The sequence below is a fragment of the Jidongwangia harbinensis genome (assembly GCF_020216025.1).
In the GTDB taxonomy this organism is placed as follows: domain Bacteria; phylum Actinomycetota; class Actinomycetes; order Mycobacteriales; family Micromonosporaceae; genus Actinoplanes; species Actinoplanes harbinensis.
Genome location: NZ_JAIWNC010000010.1, coordinates 206,275 through 223,057 on the forward strand (window position 1 = coordinate 206,275; position 16,783 = coordinate 223,057).

The window sequence follows — 16,783 nt, forward strand, 5'->3', positions numbered from 1 at the left end:
ATGAAACCGAAAGCCCTTCTGGCCACCCTTTCGCTCGTTATTCCGTTACTCGTCGCCCCCGCCGCGCCCGCGGTGGCCGAGCCGCACCAGGACGCCGGCACCTACATCGCCACCCGCGGCGGTCCGGGCCGGTTCCCGCTCGTGGCCGGCGGCCGCGCCGCTCCGCTGGTGGTCAGCGCGAGCGACCACGCCGGCGTGGTCCGCGCCGTCGGCGACCTGCGGGCCGACATCAAGAAGGTCACCGGCGTCGAGCCGGCCGTCGCGCACGACCGGGTGCCCGCCGGATCGGCCCCGGTGATCATCGGCACCATCGGCAAGAGCCCGCTGATCGACGGCCTGGTGGCCGGCGGCAAGCTCGACGTCCGCGGCGTCAAGGGCAAGTGGGAGACCACGATCGAGCAGGTCGTGGAGAACCCGCTGCCGGGCGTACGCCGGGCGTTCGTGATCGCCGGCAGCGACCAGCGCGGCACCATCTTCGGCGCCTACGAGACGTCCGAGCAGATCGGCGTCTCGCCCTGGTACTTCTGGGACGACGTCCCGGTGAAGCAGGCCCGGGCGCTGTACGTGCTGCCCGGCCGGCACACCCAGGGCACCCCGGCGGTCAAGTACCGCGGGTTCTTCATCAACGACGAGAACCCGGCCTCCGGCACCTGGGTGCCGCAGTACTTCGGTCCGGGCAAGGCGCCCGGCTTCCCGAACGGCTTCAACAGCGACTACTACGCCAAGATCTTCGAGACGATGCTGCGGCTCAAGGCCAACTACCTGTGGCCGGCGGTGTGGGGCCGGGCGTTCGCGGAGGACGACCCGCTCAACCACGAGGTCGCGCAGAAGTACGGCGTGGTCATGGGCACCTCGCACGAGGCGCCGATGATGCGCGGCATCGAGGAGTGGAACCGGCACGCGGTCAACGGCACCGACCCGTACGGCGGCAACGGCGAGTGGAGCTTCCGGCGCAACCGGGAGGCGATCATCCAGTACTGGCGGGACGGCGCCAAGCGGATGAAGGAGCAGGGCTTCGAGGGCGTCATCACGCTCGGCATGCGCGGCAACGGCGACGTCGGCCTGCCGGACGGCGACGGCATCGACCTGATGAGCGAGATCATCGACACCCAGCGGCAGATCCTGGCCGAGTTCGGCCTGCAGGAGGCGCCGCAGGTGCAGACGCTCTACAAGGAGGTCCAGCGGTACTGGGACCGCGGCTACCGCCCGCCGGACGACGTCACGATCGTGTTCTGTGACGACAACTGGGGCAACATGCGCAAGCTGCCCGACCAGAGCCTGCCCGCGCGCCCCGGCGGCTACGGCATGTACTACCACTTCGACTACGTCGGGGACGGCCGCAACTACAAGTGGGTGGACACGGTCAACCTGACCAACACCTGGGAGCAGCTGAACCTGACGTACACGTACGGCGTGGACAAGCTCTGGATGGTCAACGTCGGCGACATGAAGAACGAGGAGCTGCCGCTGCAGTTCTTCCTGGACTACGCCTGGGACCCGAAGAGCATCCCGCTGGACGGTATCGACGACTGGGAACGGAAGTACGCCGAGCAGAACTTCGGCGACCGGCACGCCGAGGAGATCGGCGAGGTGCTCGGCGACTACGGCGTCCTCCAGTCGCGCCGCAAGCCGGAGCTGCTCAACCGGCGGATCACGCTGGATCCGACCAAGGACATCACCAAGACCGAGGACGCGGTGGTCTACGACGACCAGGGCAACCCGTTCACCCTCACCGACTACCGCGAGATGGACCGGGTCACCGCCGAATGGCAGGCCCTGGCGGCCCGAGCCGAACGGTTGCGCAACCGGCTCCCGGACGCCTATGACGACGCGTACTACCAGCTCGTCTACTACCAGGTGAAGGCGACCGCGAACCTGTACCGCCTGCGGCACGCCGAGTTCACCAACATCCTGTACGCGGCCCAGGGCCGGGCCGCCACGAACGACCTGGCGGCCGAGACCGAAGCGCGCTTCGCGGAGGACCAGGCGATGTCGGAGTACTACAACACCAAGCTCGCCGGCGGGAAGTGGGCCGGCTGGCAGACCCAGCCCAAGATCGGGTACGGCAACTCGGCCCGGTACAACAACGCCGGATGGCAGCAGCCGCAGACCGACAACCACGTCGCCCTGCCGGACGAGATCTTCCCGTACGTCAAGCGGATCGAGGTGCCCACGGCGGCGGAGATGGGCGTGGCGATCGACGGCTCCTCGCACTGGTGGGCCGCCGGTGCCACCACGCCCGCGGTGCTGCCGACGTTCAGCCCGTACCAGAGCCAGCCGCAGCAGTACGTCGAGGTGTTCAACCGCGGCACCACGCCGTACGACTACCGGATCACCTCGGCGCAGCCGTACGTCCAGGTCTCGCCGTCCCGCGGCACGGTGGAGAAGCAGGTCCGGGCCACCGTCCGGGTGGACTGGTCGAGGGCCCCGAAGGGGATCACCGAGGTGCCGCTGACCGTGACCGGTCCCGGTGGCACCGTGACGGTCACCGCCACGGTGGACAACAGCCTGCCGAGGGGCGCGGCCAAGGGCTTCGTCGAGGCCAACGGGTACGTGTCCATGCTGGCCGACCACTACACCAGCAAGGTCGGCACCTGGAAGGTGCTGCCCGACATCGCGAAGACCGGTAACGGGATCACGCCGTGGCCGCAGACGGCGCCGAGCGTGACGCCGGGCGGGGACAGCCCGCGCCTGGAGTACCGGATGACGCTGACCACCACCGGTCCGGTCAAGGTGTCGGCCATGCTGATGCCCCGCAACAACGTGCTCCCGGGTGACGGCCTGAAGTACGCGATCTCGGTGGACGACGCGCCGCCGCAGATCGTCAACATCACCACGGCCACCGGCGCCGACGACGGCGGCATGAACCGGCAGTGGGAGCGGAACACCTCGGACAACACCAACGTCACGAGCACCACCCACGTGATCGACCAGCCGGGCGTGCACACGCTCAAGGTCTGGATGGTCGACCCGACGGTGATCGTGCAGAAACTGGTCGTCGACACCGGCGGCGTGAAGTACAGCTACCTCGGCCCGCCGGAGAGCCACCGGATCGGTCGCTGACGCAGCGGAACACGGGCCCCCGAGATGCCGACACGGCGCCTCGGGGGCCCGCGCCGTTCCCCGCGCGCGGCAGAATGCCGGGATGACACGCACATTGAGTCGTCGGGAAGCCTCCGAGGCGGTCGGCGACCACGGCTGGCGGTTCCTGCTCGGCACGTTGCGCACCTCCGTACCGGTGGACTCGCTCTCCGGCGCGGTGGACACCGCGGCGCGGGCGGTCGCGGCGTGCGGCCCGGACGCCGACCGGCACCTGCATCTCGATCTGCGTCCCGACCGGGTGGTGCTCACCCTGCAGTCGCGGGACGTGGCCGCGCTGACCGCCCGCGACGTCGACCTCGCCCACCGGATCTCGGCCGCGGTGGGCGAAGCCGGGCGGCGGACCGAGCCGGAGACCGGCACGGCGGCGCCCCGGTCGGTCCAGCTGGTGGAGATCGCGATCGACGCGCGGGACATCGCGGCGGTCCGGCCGTTCTGGAAGGCGGTGCTGGGCTACGTGGACGAGGCCGGGGCGGACGGTCCCGAGGATCCGATCGTCGACCCGGTGGGTCAGGGCCCGGCGATCTGGTTCCAGCGGATGGACCGGCCCCGGGAGCAGCGCAACCGCATCCACTTCGACGTCTGCGTACCGCACGACGAGGCGCCCCGGCGGATCGAGGCCGCGCTGGCCGCCGGTGGCCGGCTGCTCTCGGCGGACCGGGCGCCGGCGTTCTGGGTGCTCGCCGACGCGGAAGGCAACGAGGCCTGCGTGACCACCTGGCAGGGCCGGGACTAGCACCCTCCCGTGTGGGATGCTCGCCGGGTGTCCGTCACCGTGCCGCCCGTGCTCGCGCGCAACGTCGGAGAGAACTGGGGTGACCAGGGCCGGGACTGGCTCGCCCGGCTGCCCGCGCTGCTCGACGACGTCACCGCCGGCTGGCAGCTCACCGCCGGCCCGACGTACCCGCTCAGCTTCAGCTGGGTCCTGCCGGTCACCCGCGCCGACGGCACCCCGGCGGTGCTCAAGCTGGGCGTGCCGGGCCCGGACCTGGCGCACCAGGAGGAGGCACTGCGGGTGTACGACGGGAGCGGCGCGGTCCGCCTCCTCGCCGCCGACCCGGTGCGCGGCGCGTTGCTGCTGGAGCGCGCGGAGCCGGGCACCCCGGCCACCGCCCTGGTGCCGGAGCAGGACGAGTCGGCCACGGCGGTGCTGATCGGGGCGGCCCGCCGGTTGCACCGGGCGCCGCCGGCCGGATGCACGCTGCCGGACCTGCACACCGAGGTGAGCCGCTCGTTCCGTACCCATCTGGGCCGCTTCCCCGGCGACGATCCGCTGCCGCGCCGGATCGTGCAGCACGCCGCGGACCTGTTCGGCGACCTGTGCGCGGACGCGCCGGAACGACTGGTCCTGCACGGCGACCTGCACCACGACAACGTGCTGCGGGCCGAGCGGGAGCCCTGGCTGGCCATCGACCCGCACGGCGTGGTCGGCGACCCGGGCTACGACTGCGGCGCGATGCTCTACAACCCGGAGCCGGACCGGCGCGAGGACGGCCTGCTGAAGCTGGTGCCGGCCCGGGTCGAGCAGCTGGCCGACGGCTTCGGTCTCCCGGTGGAGCGCGTGGTGGCCTGGGGCTTCGTGGTGGGCGTGCTGTCCGAGGTGTGGACCGCGGAGGGCGGCACCCCGGGCAGCCGGGCCTGGGACACCGCCATGCTGCTGCGCCCCCGGCTCACCGGGGCGGCCCGGTGAGCCGGCGCATCCTGGTCACCGGGGCCCGGCGCGGCATCGGTGCCGCGCTGGCCGTGGCGCTGGCCGAACCGGGGGTCACCCTGCTGCTGCACCACCTGGACGCGGCCGGCGAGGCGGACCGGGTGGCCGGGCGGTGCCGGGACCGGGGAGCGGAGGCCGAGGTGCTGGCGGCCGACCTGGCCGACGCCGCGGCCGTGCGGGACCTGGCCGGGCGTACCGGTCCGGTGGACGTCCTGGTCAACAACGCCGCGCACGCCTCGAATGTGGACCTGGGCGAGCTGCCGCTGGCGGAGTGGCAGCGCACCTTCGCGGTGAACGTCACCGCGCCGATGCTGCTGGCCCAGGCGCTCAGCCCGGGCATGGCCGAGCGCGGCTGGGGCCGGATCGTCAACATCACCTCGGCGACGGTGCGGCTGGGCGGGCCGTCCGGGCCGTCGTACGTCGCCAGCAAGTCCGCGCTGGTCGGCCTGACCCGCTCGCTGGCCCGGACGCTGGGGCCGGCCGGCATCACGGTGAACGCGATCTCGCCGGGCGCGGTCCGCACCGAGGGCGAGGCCGAACTCGCCGGCGACCGCGACGTGGCCGCGGCGCACGCCGGCGTCGTGGCCGCCCAGGCGGTCCCGCGCGGCCTGGTGCCGGAGGATCTGACCGCGACGATCCGGTACGTGGTGTCCGACGGCGCCGCCGCGCTGACCGGGCAGGTCCTCGAGGTGGGCGGCGGCCTGGTCCTGGGCTGAGCCGGCTCAGAGCCGGTCGGCCAGCTGGTCGGCGAGATGGTCGGCGATGGCCAGCGACGACGTGGCGGCCGGCGAGGGCGCGTTACGGACGGTCACCACCGGGCCGAGCCGGTGGATCCGGAAGTCGTCGACCAGCGTGCCGTCCGCGTCCACCGCCTGTGCCCGCACGCCCGCCCCGGCGGGTTCCACGTCCGCCACGGTCAGCTCCGGCACGTAGCGGCGCGCCGCCGCCACGAACGCCCGCCGGGACAGGCTGCCGTGCAGTTCGCGTACCCCGGTGCGCCAATGGGTGCGGGCCATCCGCCGGAAGCCGGGCCACCGCAGGGTCTGCCACAGGTCGCCGGGGGCGACCGTACCCCAGCGGTAGCCCTCCCGGGCCAGCGCGAGCACCGCGTTCGGGCCCACGTCCACGGTGCCGTCGACCCGGCGGGTGAGGTGGACGCCGAGGAACGGATACCGCGGGTCGGGCACCGGATAGATCAGGCCGCGCACCAGGTGCGTACGGTTCGCGACCAGGCGGTGGTACTCGCCGCGGAACGGCACGATCGCCGGACCGGGGGAGTCGCCGGCGAGCCGGCTCACCCGGTCACTGTGCAGGCCGGCGCAGACGATCACCGTGTCGAACTCCAGTTCCTCGTCGGCCGCGGACCGGACCACCGCCGAACGCGGGCCACGGCGGATCGCCGCGACCGGGAAACCGAGCCGCAGGGCGCCGGCGCGGAGGTCACCGGCGAAGGCCCGGGCCACCGCGCCGAAATCCACGATGGCGGTACGCGGCGAGTGCAGCGCGGCCACGCCCCGGGTGTGCGGCTCGACGTCGCGCAGCCGGTCGGCGTCCAGCCGGCGCAGGTCCGGTACGCCGTTCGCCCGGGCCCGTCGTTCGATCTCCGCCAGCCGGTCCGCCTCGGTGCCGTCCCGTGCCACGACCACCTTGCCGCACGTCACGTACGGCAGGTCACGCTCCGTGCAGTACGCCCGGAGCAGGGTGACTCCGCGTCGGCACAGTGCCGCCTTCAGCGATCCGGGCGGATAGTAGAGCCCGGCGTGCGCCACTCCGCTGTTGTGCCCGGTCTGGTGGGCGCCGACCCGGTCCTCCTTGTCGAGCACGGTCACCTCGGCGTGCCCGGACAACCGGCGGGCGACGGCCAGCCCGATGATGCCGGCGCCGATCACGCCGATGCGGGGCGGGCCGGCGGGCATGCCGGAATTCTAGGTCGGCTCCGCGTACGTGCAACTTGCACCCAGCGTGACGAATCGATGACGGTGCGATACGTTGCGGGTCTGTCGACCTCCGTGAAGGAGTAGTCCATGCCGGATGAAGACATGTCGGGCGAGCGTCGTCTGCAGGAACGGCTCGGCAGCCGGGAGCGCGCCGAGCAGTTCTACCAGCGTCAGGTGCTGGACCACCTCAACGACCGGATGCGCGAGTTCATCACCGCCCAGGACATGATGTTCGTGGCCACCAGCGACGCCCGCGGCGCCTGCGACAGCACGCTCCGGGCCGGCCCGCCCGGCTTCGTCCGGGTGCTCGGCCCGCACCGGCTGGCCTGGCCGGAGTACCGCGGCAACGGCGTGCTGGCCAGCCGCGGCAACCTGCTGGAGAACCCGCACGTCGGCCTGCTGTTCGTGGACTTCGTGCAGGACGTGATCGGCCTGCACGTCAACGGACGCGCGGCGCTGATCGACGACGGCGTGGTCCGCGCGTGGCAGGCGGGCCTGCCCGCGGACGAGCTGCCCGGCCGGCGGCCCGAGCAGTGGGTGGTGGCCGATGTGGAGGAGGCGTACATCCACTGCGCCAAGCACATTCCCCGGCTGTACCGGCACTCCGGCGACCGCCGGCACCTCGCCCACGCGGCCGGACCGCGCCGCAGCGACTACTTCGGCACGTCCGTCCCGGCCGCCACCTGATCGTCTCCGGTTGCGGCGATCGATCGCGCTTGGTGTGATCTGGTGAAGAAGTTCATCGATGCGTGATCGAGAGGACATCTCGTGAGGATCGATCGGGGCGGACACCGGAGACGACTGGCACTGGGGGCGGTGACCGCCCTCCTCGCGGCGCCCACCCTCGCCGCGTGCGGCGACGACGACCAGGGCGGCGGCGACGGCACCCTCACGGTGTGGAGCCTGGAGAACCAGACCGACCGGGTCCAGGCCACCCAGGCCATCGCCGACCGGTTCACCGCCGCCACCGGCATCAAGGTCAAGATCGTGGCGACCGACGAGAACCAGTTCAGCAGCCTGATCACCTCCGCCGCCGCGGCCGGCACGCTGCCCGACGTGGTCGGCGCGCTGCCGCTCGCCGCGGTCGCGCAGATGTCCACCAACGACCTGGTCGACACGGACGCCGCCAAGGCCGTCGTGGACGGACTCGGCGCCGGCACGTTCTCCGCCCGCGCGCTGGAGCTGACCGGCCAGGACGGCCGGCAGCTGGCGGTGCCCTCGGACGGCTGGGCGCAGCTGCTGTTCTACCGCAAGGACCTGTTCGACGCGGCCGGGCTGCCCGCACCGGACACCTACGACCGGATCCGGCAGGCCGCCCAGCGGCTCAACACCAAGGGCGTGGCCGGCATCAGCATGGCCACCGTGCCGAACGACGCGTTCACCGCCCAGACGTTCGAGACGCTGGCGCTGGGCAACAACTGCCAGCTGGTCGACGCCAACAAGACCGTCACCCTGGACACCCCGCCGTGCGTGGCGGCGTTCCAGCTGTACGGCGACCTGATCCGGGACTTCTCGGTGCCGGGCGCGCAGGACGTCGACACCACCCGCGCCACCTACTTCTCCGGCAAGGCGGCCATGGTGGTGTGGTCGTCGTTCCTGCTGGACGAGATGGCCGGGCTGCGCAGCGACGCGCTGCCGACCTGCGGACCGTGCCGCGGCGACAAGGAGTTCCTCGCCAAGAACAGCGGCGTGGTCACCGCGGTCTCCGGCCCCGGCGGCCGGCCCGCCCAGTTCGGCGAGATCACCAGCTGGGCGATCACCAAGGGTGGTGGCGACACCGAGGCGGCGCGCCGGTTCACCACGTACATGATGAACGAGGGCTACCCGCAGTGGCTGGGCATCGCGCCGGAGGGCAAGTTCCCGGTGCGCAAGGGGACCGCCGAGGACGCCGACAAGTTCACCACCGCCTGGAACGACCTGCCGGCCGGCGTGGACACCAAGAAGCCGCTCGGCGACGTCTATCCCGCGGACGTGATCAGCGCACTGCAGAAGAGCCCGGACTCGTTCCAGCGGTGGGGGTTCCCGCAGAAACAGGGCGAGCTGGTCGGCGCGACGCTGAGCGAGCTGCCGGTACCGAAGGCGATCAACGCGCTGACCTCGGGGGAACTCGACGCGGCCGGCGCCGCGAAACGGGCCGCCGAGGACGTGCGGACGATCCAGAAGTCGCTCGAGTAGTGGTCGCCACCCGCGAACCCCGGTCGGCCGGGGCGCCGCCCGGACGCCGCCCGCCGACCCGCCGGCAGAGGGAGAACCGGGCCGGGCTGGCGTACCTGTCGCCGACGTTGATCGTCGTCCTGGTCGTCGTGGTGCTGCCGATCCTGTGGACGGTCATGCTGGCCTTCCAGCGGATCCGGCTGATCAACGTGCGCCGGGCCGGGGTGTTCGGCCAGTACACGCTGGCCAACCTGGAGCTGGTGCTGACCTCGCCGGGCTTCTGGTCCTCGCTGTGGACCACGCTGGTCTACACGGTCGGCGCCACCGTCCTGTCGATCGGGTTCGGCCTGGTCGCCGCGCTCGCGCTGCGTGGTGCGTTCCGCGGGCGCACGCTGGTCCGGGCGTCGGTGCTGCTGCCGTACGTGGCCCCGGTCGTGGCCGTCACGTTCGTCTGGGAGATCCTGCTCAGCCCGCAGTTCGGCCTGGCCAACGACTGGGGCGTGCGGTTCCTCGGCTGGGACCGGCCGATCGCGTTCCTCAGCCAGCGCGAGTACACCGTGTCGCTGTTCGGCGCCGAGGTGGACGTACCGCTGGCGCTGCTCACCGTCATCGCGTTCGAGGCCTGGCGGTACTTCCCGTTCGCGTTCCTGTTCCTGCTCGCCCGGCTGCAGGCGGTGCCCCGCGAGCTGGAGGAGGCCGCGCTGGTCGACGGCGCCGCGCCCACCCAGACGTTCCGGCACATCCTGCTGCCCCAGCTGGGCCCGGTGATCGCGCTGCTCACCGTGCTGCGGTTCATCATGACCTTCAACAAGTTCGACGACGTCTACCTGCTCACCGGCGGCGGCGCCGGCACCGAGGTGGTCAGCGTCCGGGTGTACGAGTACCTCACCGCCCGCTTCGACATCGGCGCCGCGTCCGCGCAGGCGCTGGTGCTGGCGCTCGGCCTGGTCGCCCTGCTGGTGGTCTACCTGCGCTATCTGGCCCCCCGGGTGGAAGGGGACGACGAGTGATGGACCGGGCCACCGTCGAGACACGGGTGTTCGGCGTCCTGCGCTGGGTGATCATCGCGGGCCTCGTGGTGGTGACGCTGTTCCCGTTCTACTACATGCTGCTGCTGTCGCTGCGGCCGATCGACGAGGTGCTGCAGAATCCCGGCCGGATCTGGGCCGGCCCGGCCGAGTGGACCGTGCAGACCTACCGCGAGGTGCTGACGCCCACGTCCCGCGGCGGGCAGGGCTTCCTGCGGTTCCTGGCGAACTCCGCGATCGTCTCGGTGGCCGCCACGGTGCTCACCCTGGTGGTCAGCATCCCCGGCGCGTACGCCGTCACCCGGCTGCGTTTCACCGGCCGGCGCCAGGTGCACTTCCTGTTCCTGGCGGTGTACCTGTTCCCCTCGATCCTGCTCGCCATCCCGCTGTTCGTGCTGTTCACCCGGCTCGGCCTGCGCGGCTCGCTGTTCGGGCTGACCATCGTCTACATCGCGCAGACCCTGCCGGTCTCCATCTACATGCTGCGCAACTACCTGTCCACGATCCCGATCAGCCTGGAGGAGGCGGCCGCGGTCGACGGCTACACCCGGCTGCAGACCATCCGCAAGGTGATCCTGCCGCTGGCCGCGCCCGCGGTCATGGCGAACGCGCTGTACGTCTTCATGATCGCCTGGAACGAGTTCCTGTTCGCGCTGCTGTTCCTGGTCGAGGACCGGGCGGACTGGACGGTGTCGCTCGGGCTGGCCCAGCTCTCCGGCGGCATCGAGGTCAGCAAGACCGTGCTGATGGCCGGCTCGGTGGTGCTCACGCTGCCGATCGTGGCGTTGTTCTTCGCCGCCGAGCGGCTGCTCACCGAGGGACTGACCGCGGGCGCGGACAAGGGCTGAGATCGGTGAACCGATCGCCGTGCGTTCCGTCGTTCGGGGAGGACCGGTGCGAGGAGGGACGCAGACATGGCGACGCAGAACGACCCGGCCGCCCGGCGGCGCCGACGGCAGGCCGCGTGGTTGCCCGCCACGGTGCCTGATCGGGCCGTTTCCGTCACGGTGCCTGATCGGGCCGTTTCCGTCACGGTGCCTGATCGGGCCGTTTCCGTCACGGTGCCTGATCGGGCCGTTTCCGTCACGGTGCCTGATCGGGCCGTTTCCGTCACGGTGCCCGACCGGGTCGCTTCCGCCACCGCCGGCCGGGTCCGCGGCCTGCTCGCCGCGGAGGCCCGGCAGCAGCGGCTGGCGGCCGCCGAGACCCTCGACGTGTACCGGCCGCCGGCCCACGCCTCGGACCACGTGCGGACGATCGACTGGGCCGAACACGTCCGGGAAGGTGCCCGGCTCGGCGTCCTGTCGGGCCGGGTGGCACAGGCGGCGTGGGCGTTCTCGCACCTGGACGGCGGTCGGGCACCGGCCGCGGTGCGCCGGAACCCGGCGGCGCGCGCGGCTCCCCGGCGACGTGCCCGGTAGCACGTCGGCCGCCGGCCCTGCCGGGTCAGTCCTCGTCGGCGGGCGGCAGTGACGGGTCCGGATCGACCGCCGGGCTGGTGTTCGGCTTGCTGGGGTTCGGATCGGGCGGCGGCGGTTCCGTCGGTCCCGGGCAGGACAGCGAGAGCCGGATCGACTTCGACACGCTGCCGGCCGGTGACGTGACGGTGATCCTGAGGTCGGCCGACACCGACTCGCCCGGCGCCAGCCCGTGGCCGTAGCGGTAGTCGACGGTGCGCCGGTCCGCGCCGGTGAACCCCACGCCGTCCTCGTGCAACGTGCCGCTGTCGTCGTGCCAGCGGAACCGGACCGCCGCCGGCCGGTCGGCGCTGATCCGGGCCCGGACCGGAAGCCCGTCGAAGCCGTCGCACGCCTCGTCGGTGGAGGTGCGCTCGGCGGAGAGGCGGACGGACACGCTCAGCCGGTCGTCGGCCGGGGTCCGCGACGACCGCGAGGGTACGGGCGACGACTGCAGCGTCCCGACCACCCCGGGCGTGGCCGACGTGCGGACCGCCGCCGAGCCGGCCGTGGTGACCCGCTCGCCGTCGTCGCCGTCGCCCGGTCCGGGGTTGTCGGACTGCAGGGCCCAGGCGGTGGCGCCGGTCGACACCACCACGGCGAAGAACGCGCCCGCGACGAGGAGACGCCGGCGGGTCCTGGCCCGGGCCGGGTCGTCCTCGGCCGGCTCCTCGACGTCGCTGCCGGGGCGGCGGGCCGCGGGAGGCGGCGGCACGCTCGCCACTCCGCGAACCGCGGGCATCTCGGCCGTCGTCGACCGGATGCCGGCATGGCCAAGTGGAGCGGTGGCGGCGGTGCCGGGTGGAGCGGCGGCCGCGCTGCGGGGCGGAGTGGCGGCCGCGCCGCCGGGTGGAGTGGTGCCGGGTGGAGTGGTGCCGGGTGGAGTGGTGCCGGATGGAGTGGTGCCGGATGGAGTGGTGCTGGGTGGAGTGGGGCCGGATGGAGTGGTGCCGGGTGGAGTGGTGCCGGATGGAGTGGTGCTGGGTGGAGTGGGGCCGGATGGAGTGGGGCCGGGTGTGGGGGGATTGCCGGCTGCGGTGGGGTCGGTCTTGCCGGGTGGGGTGGGGGTCGCGGGGCCGGGCGGGGAGATGGGGGTGTCGGCGGTGATGGTGGCCGCGTGGCTGGGTGGGACGGCGGCCGCCGGCGGGCCGGGCCGGGGCGATGCGCCGGAGCCCGCGCTGCCGGGTGGGGGAGCGGTGGTTCCTGTCGTGGCCAGGTCGCGGCCCGCCAGCCGGGCCGCGCCCAGCGCGACACTGTGCTCCGGATGCGGATCCAGCGCCACCGGGCGGTCGAAGGCCGCGGTCAGGACCTGCGCCACCAACGGAATCCGGGAGGAACCGCCGCTGAGCAGGATCCGGTCCGGGGCGACCCCGGCGGAGTCCAGTGCCCGCCGCATCGCGCGGACCGTGTCGTCGAGCGCCGGCCCGATCAGGCCCTCGAACTCCGCGCGCACCAGCCGCACCCGGGTGTGCAGCCCGGGCAGCGCCACGCCGATGTCCACCGAGGTGTCGTAGGACAGCGCCTCCTTGCCCTCGACGCACTCGCGGCGCAGCCGGGCCAGCGCCGCGCGGACGTCCTCCGCCTCGAGGTCCAGGCCGGACATCGCACTGCCCAGCACGCCGGCAACGTGGCCGAACACCGCGTCGTCGAAGTCCGCGCCGCCGAGCTGTTCGATGCCCTCGGGCGTGCCCAGCATCGCGTAGCGGTCGCCGGTGCGCCGCAGCACCGCCGCGTCGAACGTGCCGCCGCCCAGGTCGTACACGCCGATCACCTGCCCGGGCGGCACCCGCTCGGTGGACCCGAGGTGGATCGCCGCCGCCTCCGGCTCGGTGACGGTCCGGACGTCGGTCCGGCCGGCGCCGCGGAAGACCTGGTCGAGCTGTTCCCGCTTGTACGGTCCCCAGTTCGCCGGGTGCGTCACCACCACCCGGGCCGGCGGGGCGTCGTGGCGCGCCGTCACCGTGTCCAGCACGTGCCGCAGCAGCCGGGCGAGCAGGGCGTGCGCCGAGTACGGTGTGCCGCCGACCAGCAGCGACACCGGGTCACCGAGGCGGCGCTTCACCTCGCGTACCAGCCGGGCCGGGTCGGACAACCCGTGGCGTTCCGCGCTCTCGCCCACGATCGTGCGGCCGTCCGCCGATTGGTAGATCAGCGACGGCATCTCGGCGTGCCGGACCCCGAGCGGCACCATCTCCACCCGGCCGTCGAGGTACACGGCCGCCGCGGTGTAGGTGGTCCCGAGGTCGACACCGAGCGCGTACTGCATGCCACGCTCCCTGCAGGATTGGCTCCCCGCCCGGCACGGTAGACCGGTCCGGACCGGCCCAACATGGCCAAACGGGCACCAACAGGTGCAGAGTGCGGCGGCCGTGCCGCCGGTCACCGGTAGCTCGCCGGGGCCGGCCTAGGCGTGAGGCGGATCCGGGGCCGGCGGCGCTACGGCGTGAGGCGGATCCGGACCCGGCGGTTCTGCCGGCCCTTGCTCTCCACCTTCTGCACCAGCACGTGACCGACCTGGGCGGTCGAGGCGACGTGCGTGCCGCCGTCGGCCTGCACGTCCAGACCGACGATGTCGACCACCCGGATCTCCGGCATCTCCAGCGGCGGCAGCGCGTCCTGCGTGCGGACCAGGTCCGGGATGGCCAGGGCCTCCTCCCGGGGCAGCACCCGCGCGACGATCTTGCGGTCGGCGGCGATCTCCGCGTTCACCGCGTCCTCGAGGGCCTGCTTGAAGCCGGGCGGCACCTCGGGCAGGTTGAAGTCCATCCGGGCCTCGCCGGGCTGCATGTTGCCGCCGGTCACCAGCGCGCCGAAGTCGCGGAACACGGTGCCGCAGAGGATGTGCAGGCCGGAGTGGGTCCGCATGAGGCTGCTCCGGCGGCCGTCGTCGATCGCGCCGCGCACGCTGGTGCCCACCGGCGGCACCGGGTCACCGGGCGCCGGGACCAGGTACAGCTCGTCGCGCTTGCGGGTGTCCACGATCTGGGTCTGTACGCCCTGCCAGAGCAGCACCCCGTGGTCCGGCGGCTGGCCCCCGCCGCCCGGGTAGAACGCGGACCGGTCGAGGACCACGCCGGCCTCCGGGTCGGCCGGGTCGGACCACACCACGGTGCAGTCCCACTCGCGCAGGGTCGGGTCGACCCAGTCCAGCCGGTGCGTGTGTCCGTGCTGCTCGAACGCCATGGCGGGAGTCTACGCACGCACCGCGTGGGTAGACTCCCGCCGCGTTCAGACCCGGACCGGGTCGCGGCCGGACTCCTCGGCACCGGCCAGGTGGTGCCGCAGACCCTCGCCCTCGATGTCGACGTTGGGCAGCACCCGGTCCAGGGGGCGCGGCAGCCACCAGGCGGCGCGGCCGAGCAGCGACATCGCCGCCGGGACCAGCGTCATCCGGACCACGAACGCGTCGATCGCGACGCCGACCGCCAGTGCGAAGCCCATGGACTTGATCACCGGATCGTCGATCAGGATGAAGCCGGCGAAGACGGCAGTCATGATCAGCGCGGCCGCGGTGACGACCCGGGCGCCGTGCGCCATGCCGTTGACGGTGGCCTGCCGGGGCGTGTCGCCGTGCACGAAGTCCTCCCGCATCCGGGAGACCAGGAACACCTCGTAGTCCATGGCGAGTCCGAACAGGATGCCGATCATCAGGATGGGCAGGAAGCTGACCAGTGGCCCGGGCGTGTCCAGGCCGACCGCGCCGGCCAGGTGCCCCTGCTGGAAGACCAGGACGGTGAGGCCGAACGTGGCGCCGACCGTGAGCAGGAAGCCCAGGGCCGCCTTCACCGGCACCAGGATGGACCGGAACACCAGCATCAGCAGCAGCACCGAGAGCCCGACCACGAGCAGCAGGTAGATCGGCATGGCGTCGGAGAGCTTGGCGGAGACGTCGATGCCGACCGCCGTCGCGCCGGTCAGCGCCACGCCGTCGAACCGGGCCACCCGGTCCCGGATCTCGTGCACCAGCGTCTCGGTGGCGTCGTCGGTGGGCCCGGTCCGCGGGATCACCGCGAGCAGGGCGGTGCGCTGGTCCCGGCTGGGCGTCGGCGGGCTGACCGCGATCAGGTCCGGCGTGCCCTGCAGGGCCGCGGTGACCTCGGTGGCGATCCGTGCCGTGGTCTGCGGCGCGTCGGACGTGACCACCAGCGCGAGCCGGCCGGTGAAGCCCGGGCCGAACCCGGCGGTGATCAGGTCGCTGGCCGCACGCTCCGGCGAGCCGACCGGGCTGGTGCTCGCGTCCGGCAGCGCGACCCGCATGTCGGCGGCCGGGATGGCGAGCGCGCCGAGTCCGAGCACGCCGACCAGGAGCACCGGTACGCGCAGCCGGATGACGATCTCGGCCCAGCGGGCGCCGAACGGCCGGCCGGTGTCCGCCACCGGGTTCGCCCGCCGCCGGCGCGGCAGCACGCGGAGGCCGACGAAGCCGAGCAGCGCGGGCAGCAGCGTGATCGCCACCAGCACCGCCACCGCGACCGTGCCGGCGGCGGCCAGGCCCATCACGGTGAGGAACGGGATGTTGACCACGGACAGGCCGGCCAGGGCGATGATCACGGTGATGCCGGCGAACACGACCGCGGAGCCGGCGGTGCCGACCGCCCGCCCGGCGGACTCCTCCGGGTCCACACCGCCCAGCAGGTTCTGCCGGTGGCGGGACGTGATGAACAGCGAGTAGTCGATGCCGACCGCGAGGCCCAGCATCAGCGCGAGCACCGGTGCGGTGCTGGTCAGCTCCACCACGCTGCTGAGCGCGAACAGGCCGGCCATGCCGGCGGCGACGCCGATCAGGGCGTTCAGCATGGTCATCCCGGCGGACACCAGCGAGCCGAACGTGAGGAACAGGACGATCAACGCGACCACGACGCCGATGGCCTCGCCGCCGCCGACCTCCGGCGCGGCGCTCATCACCTCACCGCCGTGCGCGACCTGCAGGCCGGCGGCTTCGGCGGCGGCGCCGGTGCGTTCGTACGCGGCCCGCTGTTCCTCGGTCACCGCATCCGACTGCTCGGCGAACTGCACCTGGACGAGCGCGTACCGGCCGTCCGGGGACACCGACCGCGACTGGAACGGGTCCACCGCGCCGACCACGCCGGGCAGGGTGGACGCCTCGCGTACCAGCTGGCCCACCACGGCCCGGTCCGCGGCCAGCTGGCGGCCGGGCGGCGCCACCACGACGATCGTGCCGGTCGCGCCGCTGGCCTCGGGGAATTCCTGCCGCAGCGTGTCGATCGCCCGCTGTGACTCGGTGCCCGGGATGGAGAAGTCGCTCGAACTGGGACCACGGAACGCGGCCGCGGCCACGCCCAGGGCGACGAGCGCCACCAGCCACAGCACGACCACGAGTCCCCGGCGCCGGAACGATGCCCGGCCGAGGCGGTACAGCAGGGTTGCCATGGGTTT

General features: G+C 72.9%; 13 protein-coding genes. 9 read left to right on the plus strand and 4 right to left on the minus strand.

The window, feature by feature from the left end; translation table 11 throughout:
• The 4 genes from LDL48_RS15805 (at window position 1) to LDL48_RS15820 (ending at window position 5,526) form a co-directional block, all read left to right on the plus strand.
• A complete protein-coding gene (locus LDL48_RS15805; RefSeq protein ID WP_225255876.1) occupies window positions 1-3,063 on the plus strand; it encodes a glycosyl hydrolase 115 family protein in 3,063 nt (1,020 codons plus the stop codon).
• A gap of 82 nt (window positions 3,064-3,145) precedes the next feature.
• Window positions 3,146-3,835 (plus strand): 4a-hydroxytetrahydrobiopterin dehydratase family protein, encoded by a 690-nt coding sequence (locus tag LDL48_RS15810; protein ID WP_225255877.1) that lies wholly within the window; start codon window positions 3,146-3,148, stop codon window positions 3,833-3,835.
• A 27-nt stretch (window positions 3,836-3,862) separates the two neighbouring features.
• Window positions 3,863-4,789, plus strand: a complete 927-nt coding sequence (locus LDL48_RS15815) for an aminoglycoside phosphotransferase family protein (protein WP_225255878.1) — start codon at window positions 3,863-3,865, stop codon at window positions 4,787-4,789.
• Window positions 4,786-5,526, plus strand: coding sequence for an SDR family NAD(P)-dependent oxidoreductase (locus LDL48_RS15820; protein ID WP_225255879.1), 741 nt, complete (start codon window positions 4,786-4,788; stop codon window positions 5,524-5,526). Before LDL48_RS15815 ends, LDL48_RS15820 begins: the two co-directional genes overlap by 4 nt.
• Before the next feature lie 6 nt (window positions 5,527-5,532).
• Here the strand turns inward: LDL48_RS15820 and lhgD are convergent, their stop codons facing one another.
• Window positions 5,533-6,726 carry an L-2-hydroxyglutarate dehydrogenase gene (gene lhgD / locus LDL48_RS15825; protein WP_225255880.1) on the minus strand — a complete coding sequence of 398 codons (1,194 nt, stop codon included), beginning with the start codon at window positions 6,724-6,726 and terminating at the stop codon, window positions 5,533-5,535.
• Between the two features lie 108 nt (window positions 6,727-6,834).
• On the opposite strand from lhgD, the gene LDL48_RS15830 reads away from it, so the two are divergent.
• The 5 genes from LDL48_RS15830 (at window position 6,835) to LDL48_RS15850 (ending at window position 11,350) form a co-directional block, all read left to right on the plus strand.
• Window positions 6,835-7,434 carry a pyridoxamine 5'-phosphate oxidase family protein gene (locus LDL48_RS15830; RefSeq protein WP_225255882.1) on the plus strand — a complete coding sequence of 200 codons (600 nt, stop codon included), beginning with the start codon at window positions 6,835-6,837 and terminating at the stop codon, window positions 7,432-7,434.
• A gap of 129 nt (window positions 7,435-7,563) precedes the next feature.
• On the plus strand, window positions 7,564-8,922 hold the full coding sequence (locus tag LDL48_RS15835; RefSeq protein WP_225255883.1) for an ABC transporter substrate-binding protein: 1,359 nt from the start codon (window positions 7,564-7,566) through the stop codon (window positions 8,920-8,922).
• Window positions 8,922-9,911 carry a carbohydrate ABC transporter permease gene (locus LDL48_RS15840; RefSeq protein ID WP_225255884.1) on the plus strand — a complete coding sequence of 330 codons (990 nt, stop codon included), beginning with the start codon at window positions 8,922-8,924 and terminating at the stop codon, window positions 9,909-9,911. The genes LDL48_RS15835 and LDL48_RS15840 overlap by 1 nt, the downstream gene beginning before the upstream one ends.
• The gene (locus LDL48_RS15845; protein ID WP_225255885.1) at window positions 9,911-10,777 is read left to right on the plus strand and encodes a carbohydrate ABC transporter permease; all 867 of its coding nucleotides are present in this window, start codon (window positions 9,911-9,913) and stop codon (window positions 10,775-10,777) included. Before LDL48_RS15840 ends, LDL48_RS15845 begins: the two co-directional genes overlap by 1 nt.
• Window positions 10,778-11,017: 240 nt before the next feature.
• On the plus strand, window positions 11,018-11,350 hold the full coding sequence (locus LDL48_RS15850; RefSeq protein WP_225255886.1) for a hypothetical protein: 333 nt from the start codon (window positions 11,018-11,020) through the stop codon (window positions 11,348-11,350).
• 25 nt (window positions 11,351-11,375) lie between these two features.
• Here the strand turns inward: LDL48_RS15850 and LDL48_RS15855 are convergent, their stop codons facing one another.
• The 3 genes from LDL48_RS15855 to LDL48_RS15865 all read right to left on the minus strand — a co-directional run bounded on the left by LDL48_RS15855 (window position 11,376) and on the right by LDL48_RS15865 (window position 16,777).
• On the minus strand, window positions 11,376-13,652 hold the full coding sequence (locus LDL48_RS15855) for an Hsp70 family protein (RefSeq protein WP_225255887.1): 2,277 nt from the start codon (window positions 13,650-13,652) through the stop codon (window positions 11,376-11,378).
• Between the two features lie 170 nt (window positions 13,653-13,822).
• Window positions 13,823-14,569 carry an alanyl-tRNA editing protein gene (locus tag LDL48_RS15860; RefSeq protein WP_225255888.1) on the minus strand — a complete coding sequence of 249 codons (747 nt, stop codon included), beginning with the start codon at window positions 14,567-14,569 and terminating at the stop codon, window positions 13,823-13,825.
• 45 nt (window positions 14,570-14,614) lie between these two features.
• Complete coding sequence (locus LDL48_RS15865; protein WP_225255889.1) at window positions 14,615-16,777, minus strand: MMPL family transporter; 2,163 nt, start codon at window positions 16,775-16,777, stop codon at window positions 14,615-14,617.
• Window positions 16,778-16,783 lie beyond the last annotated feature (6 nt).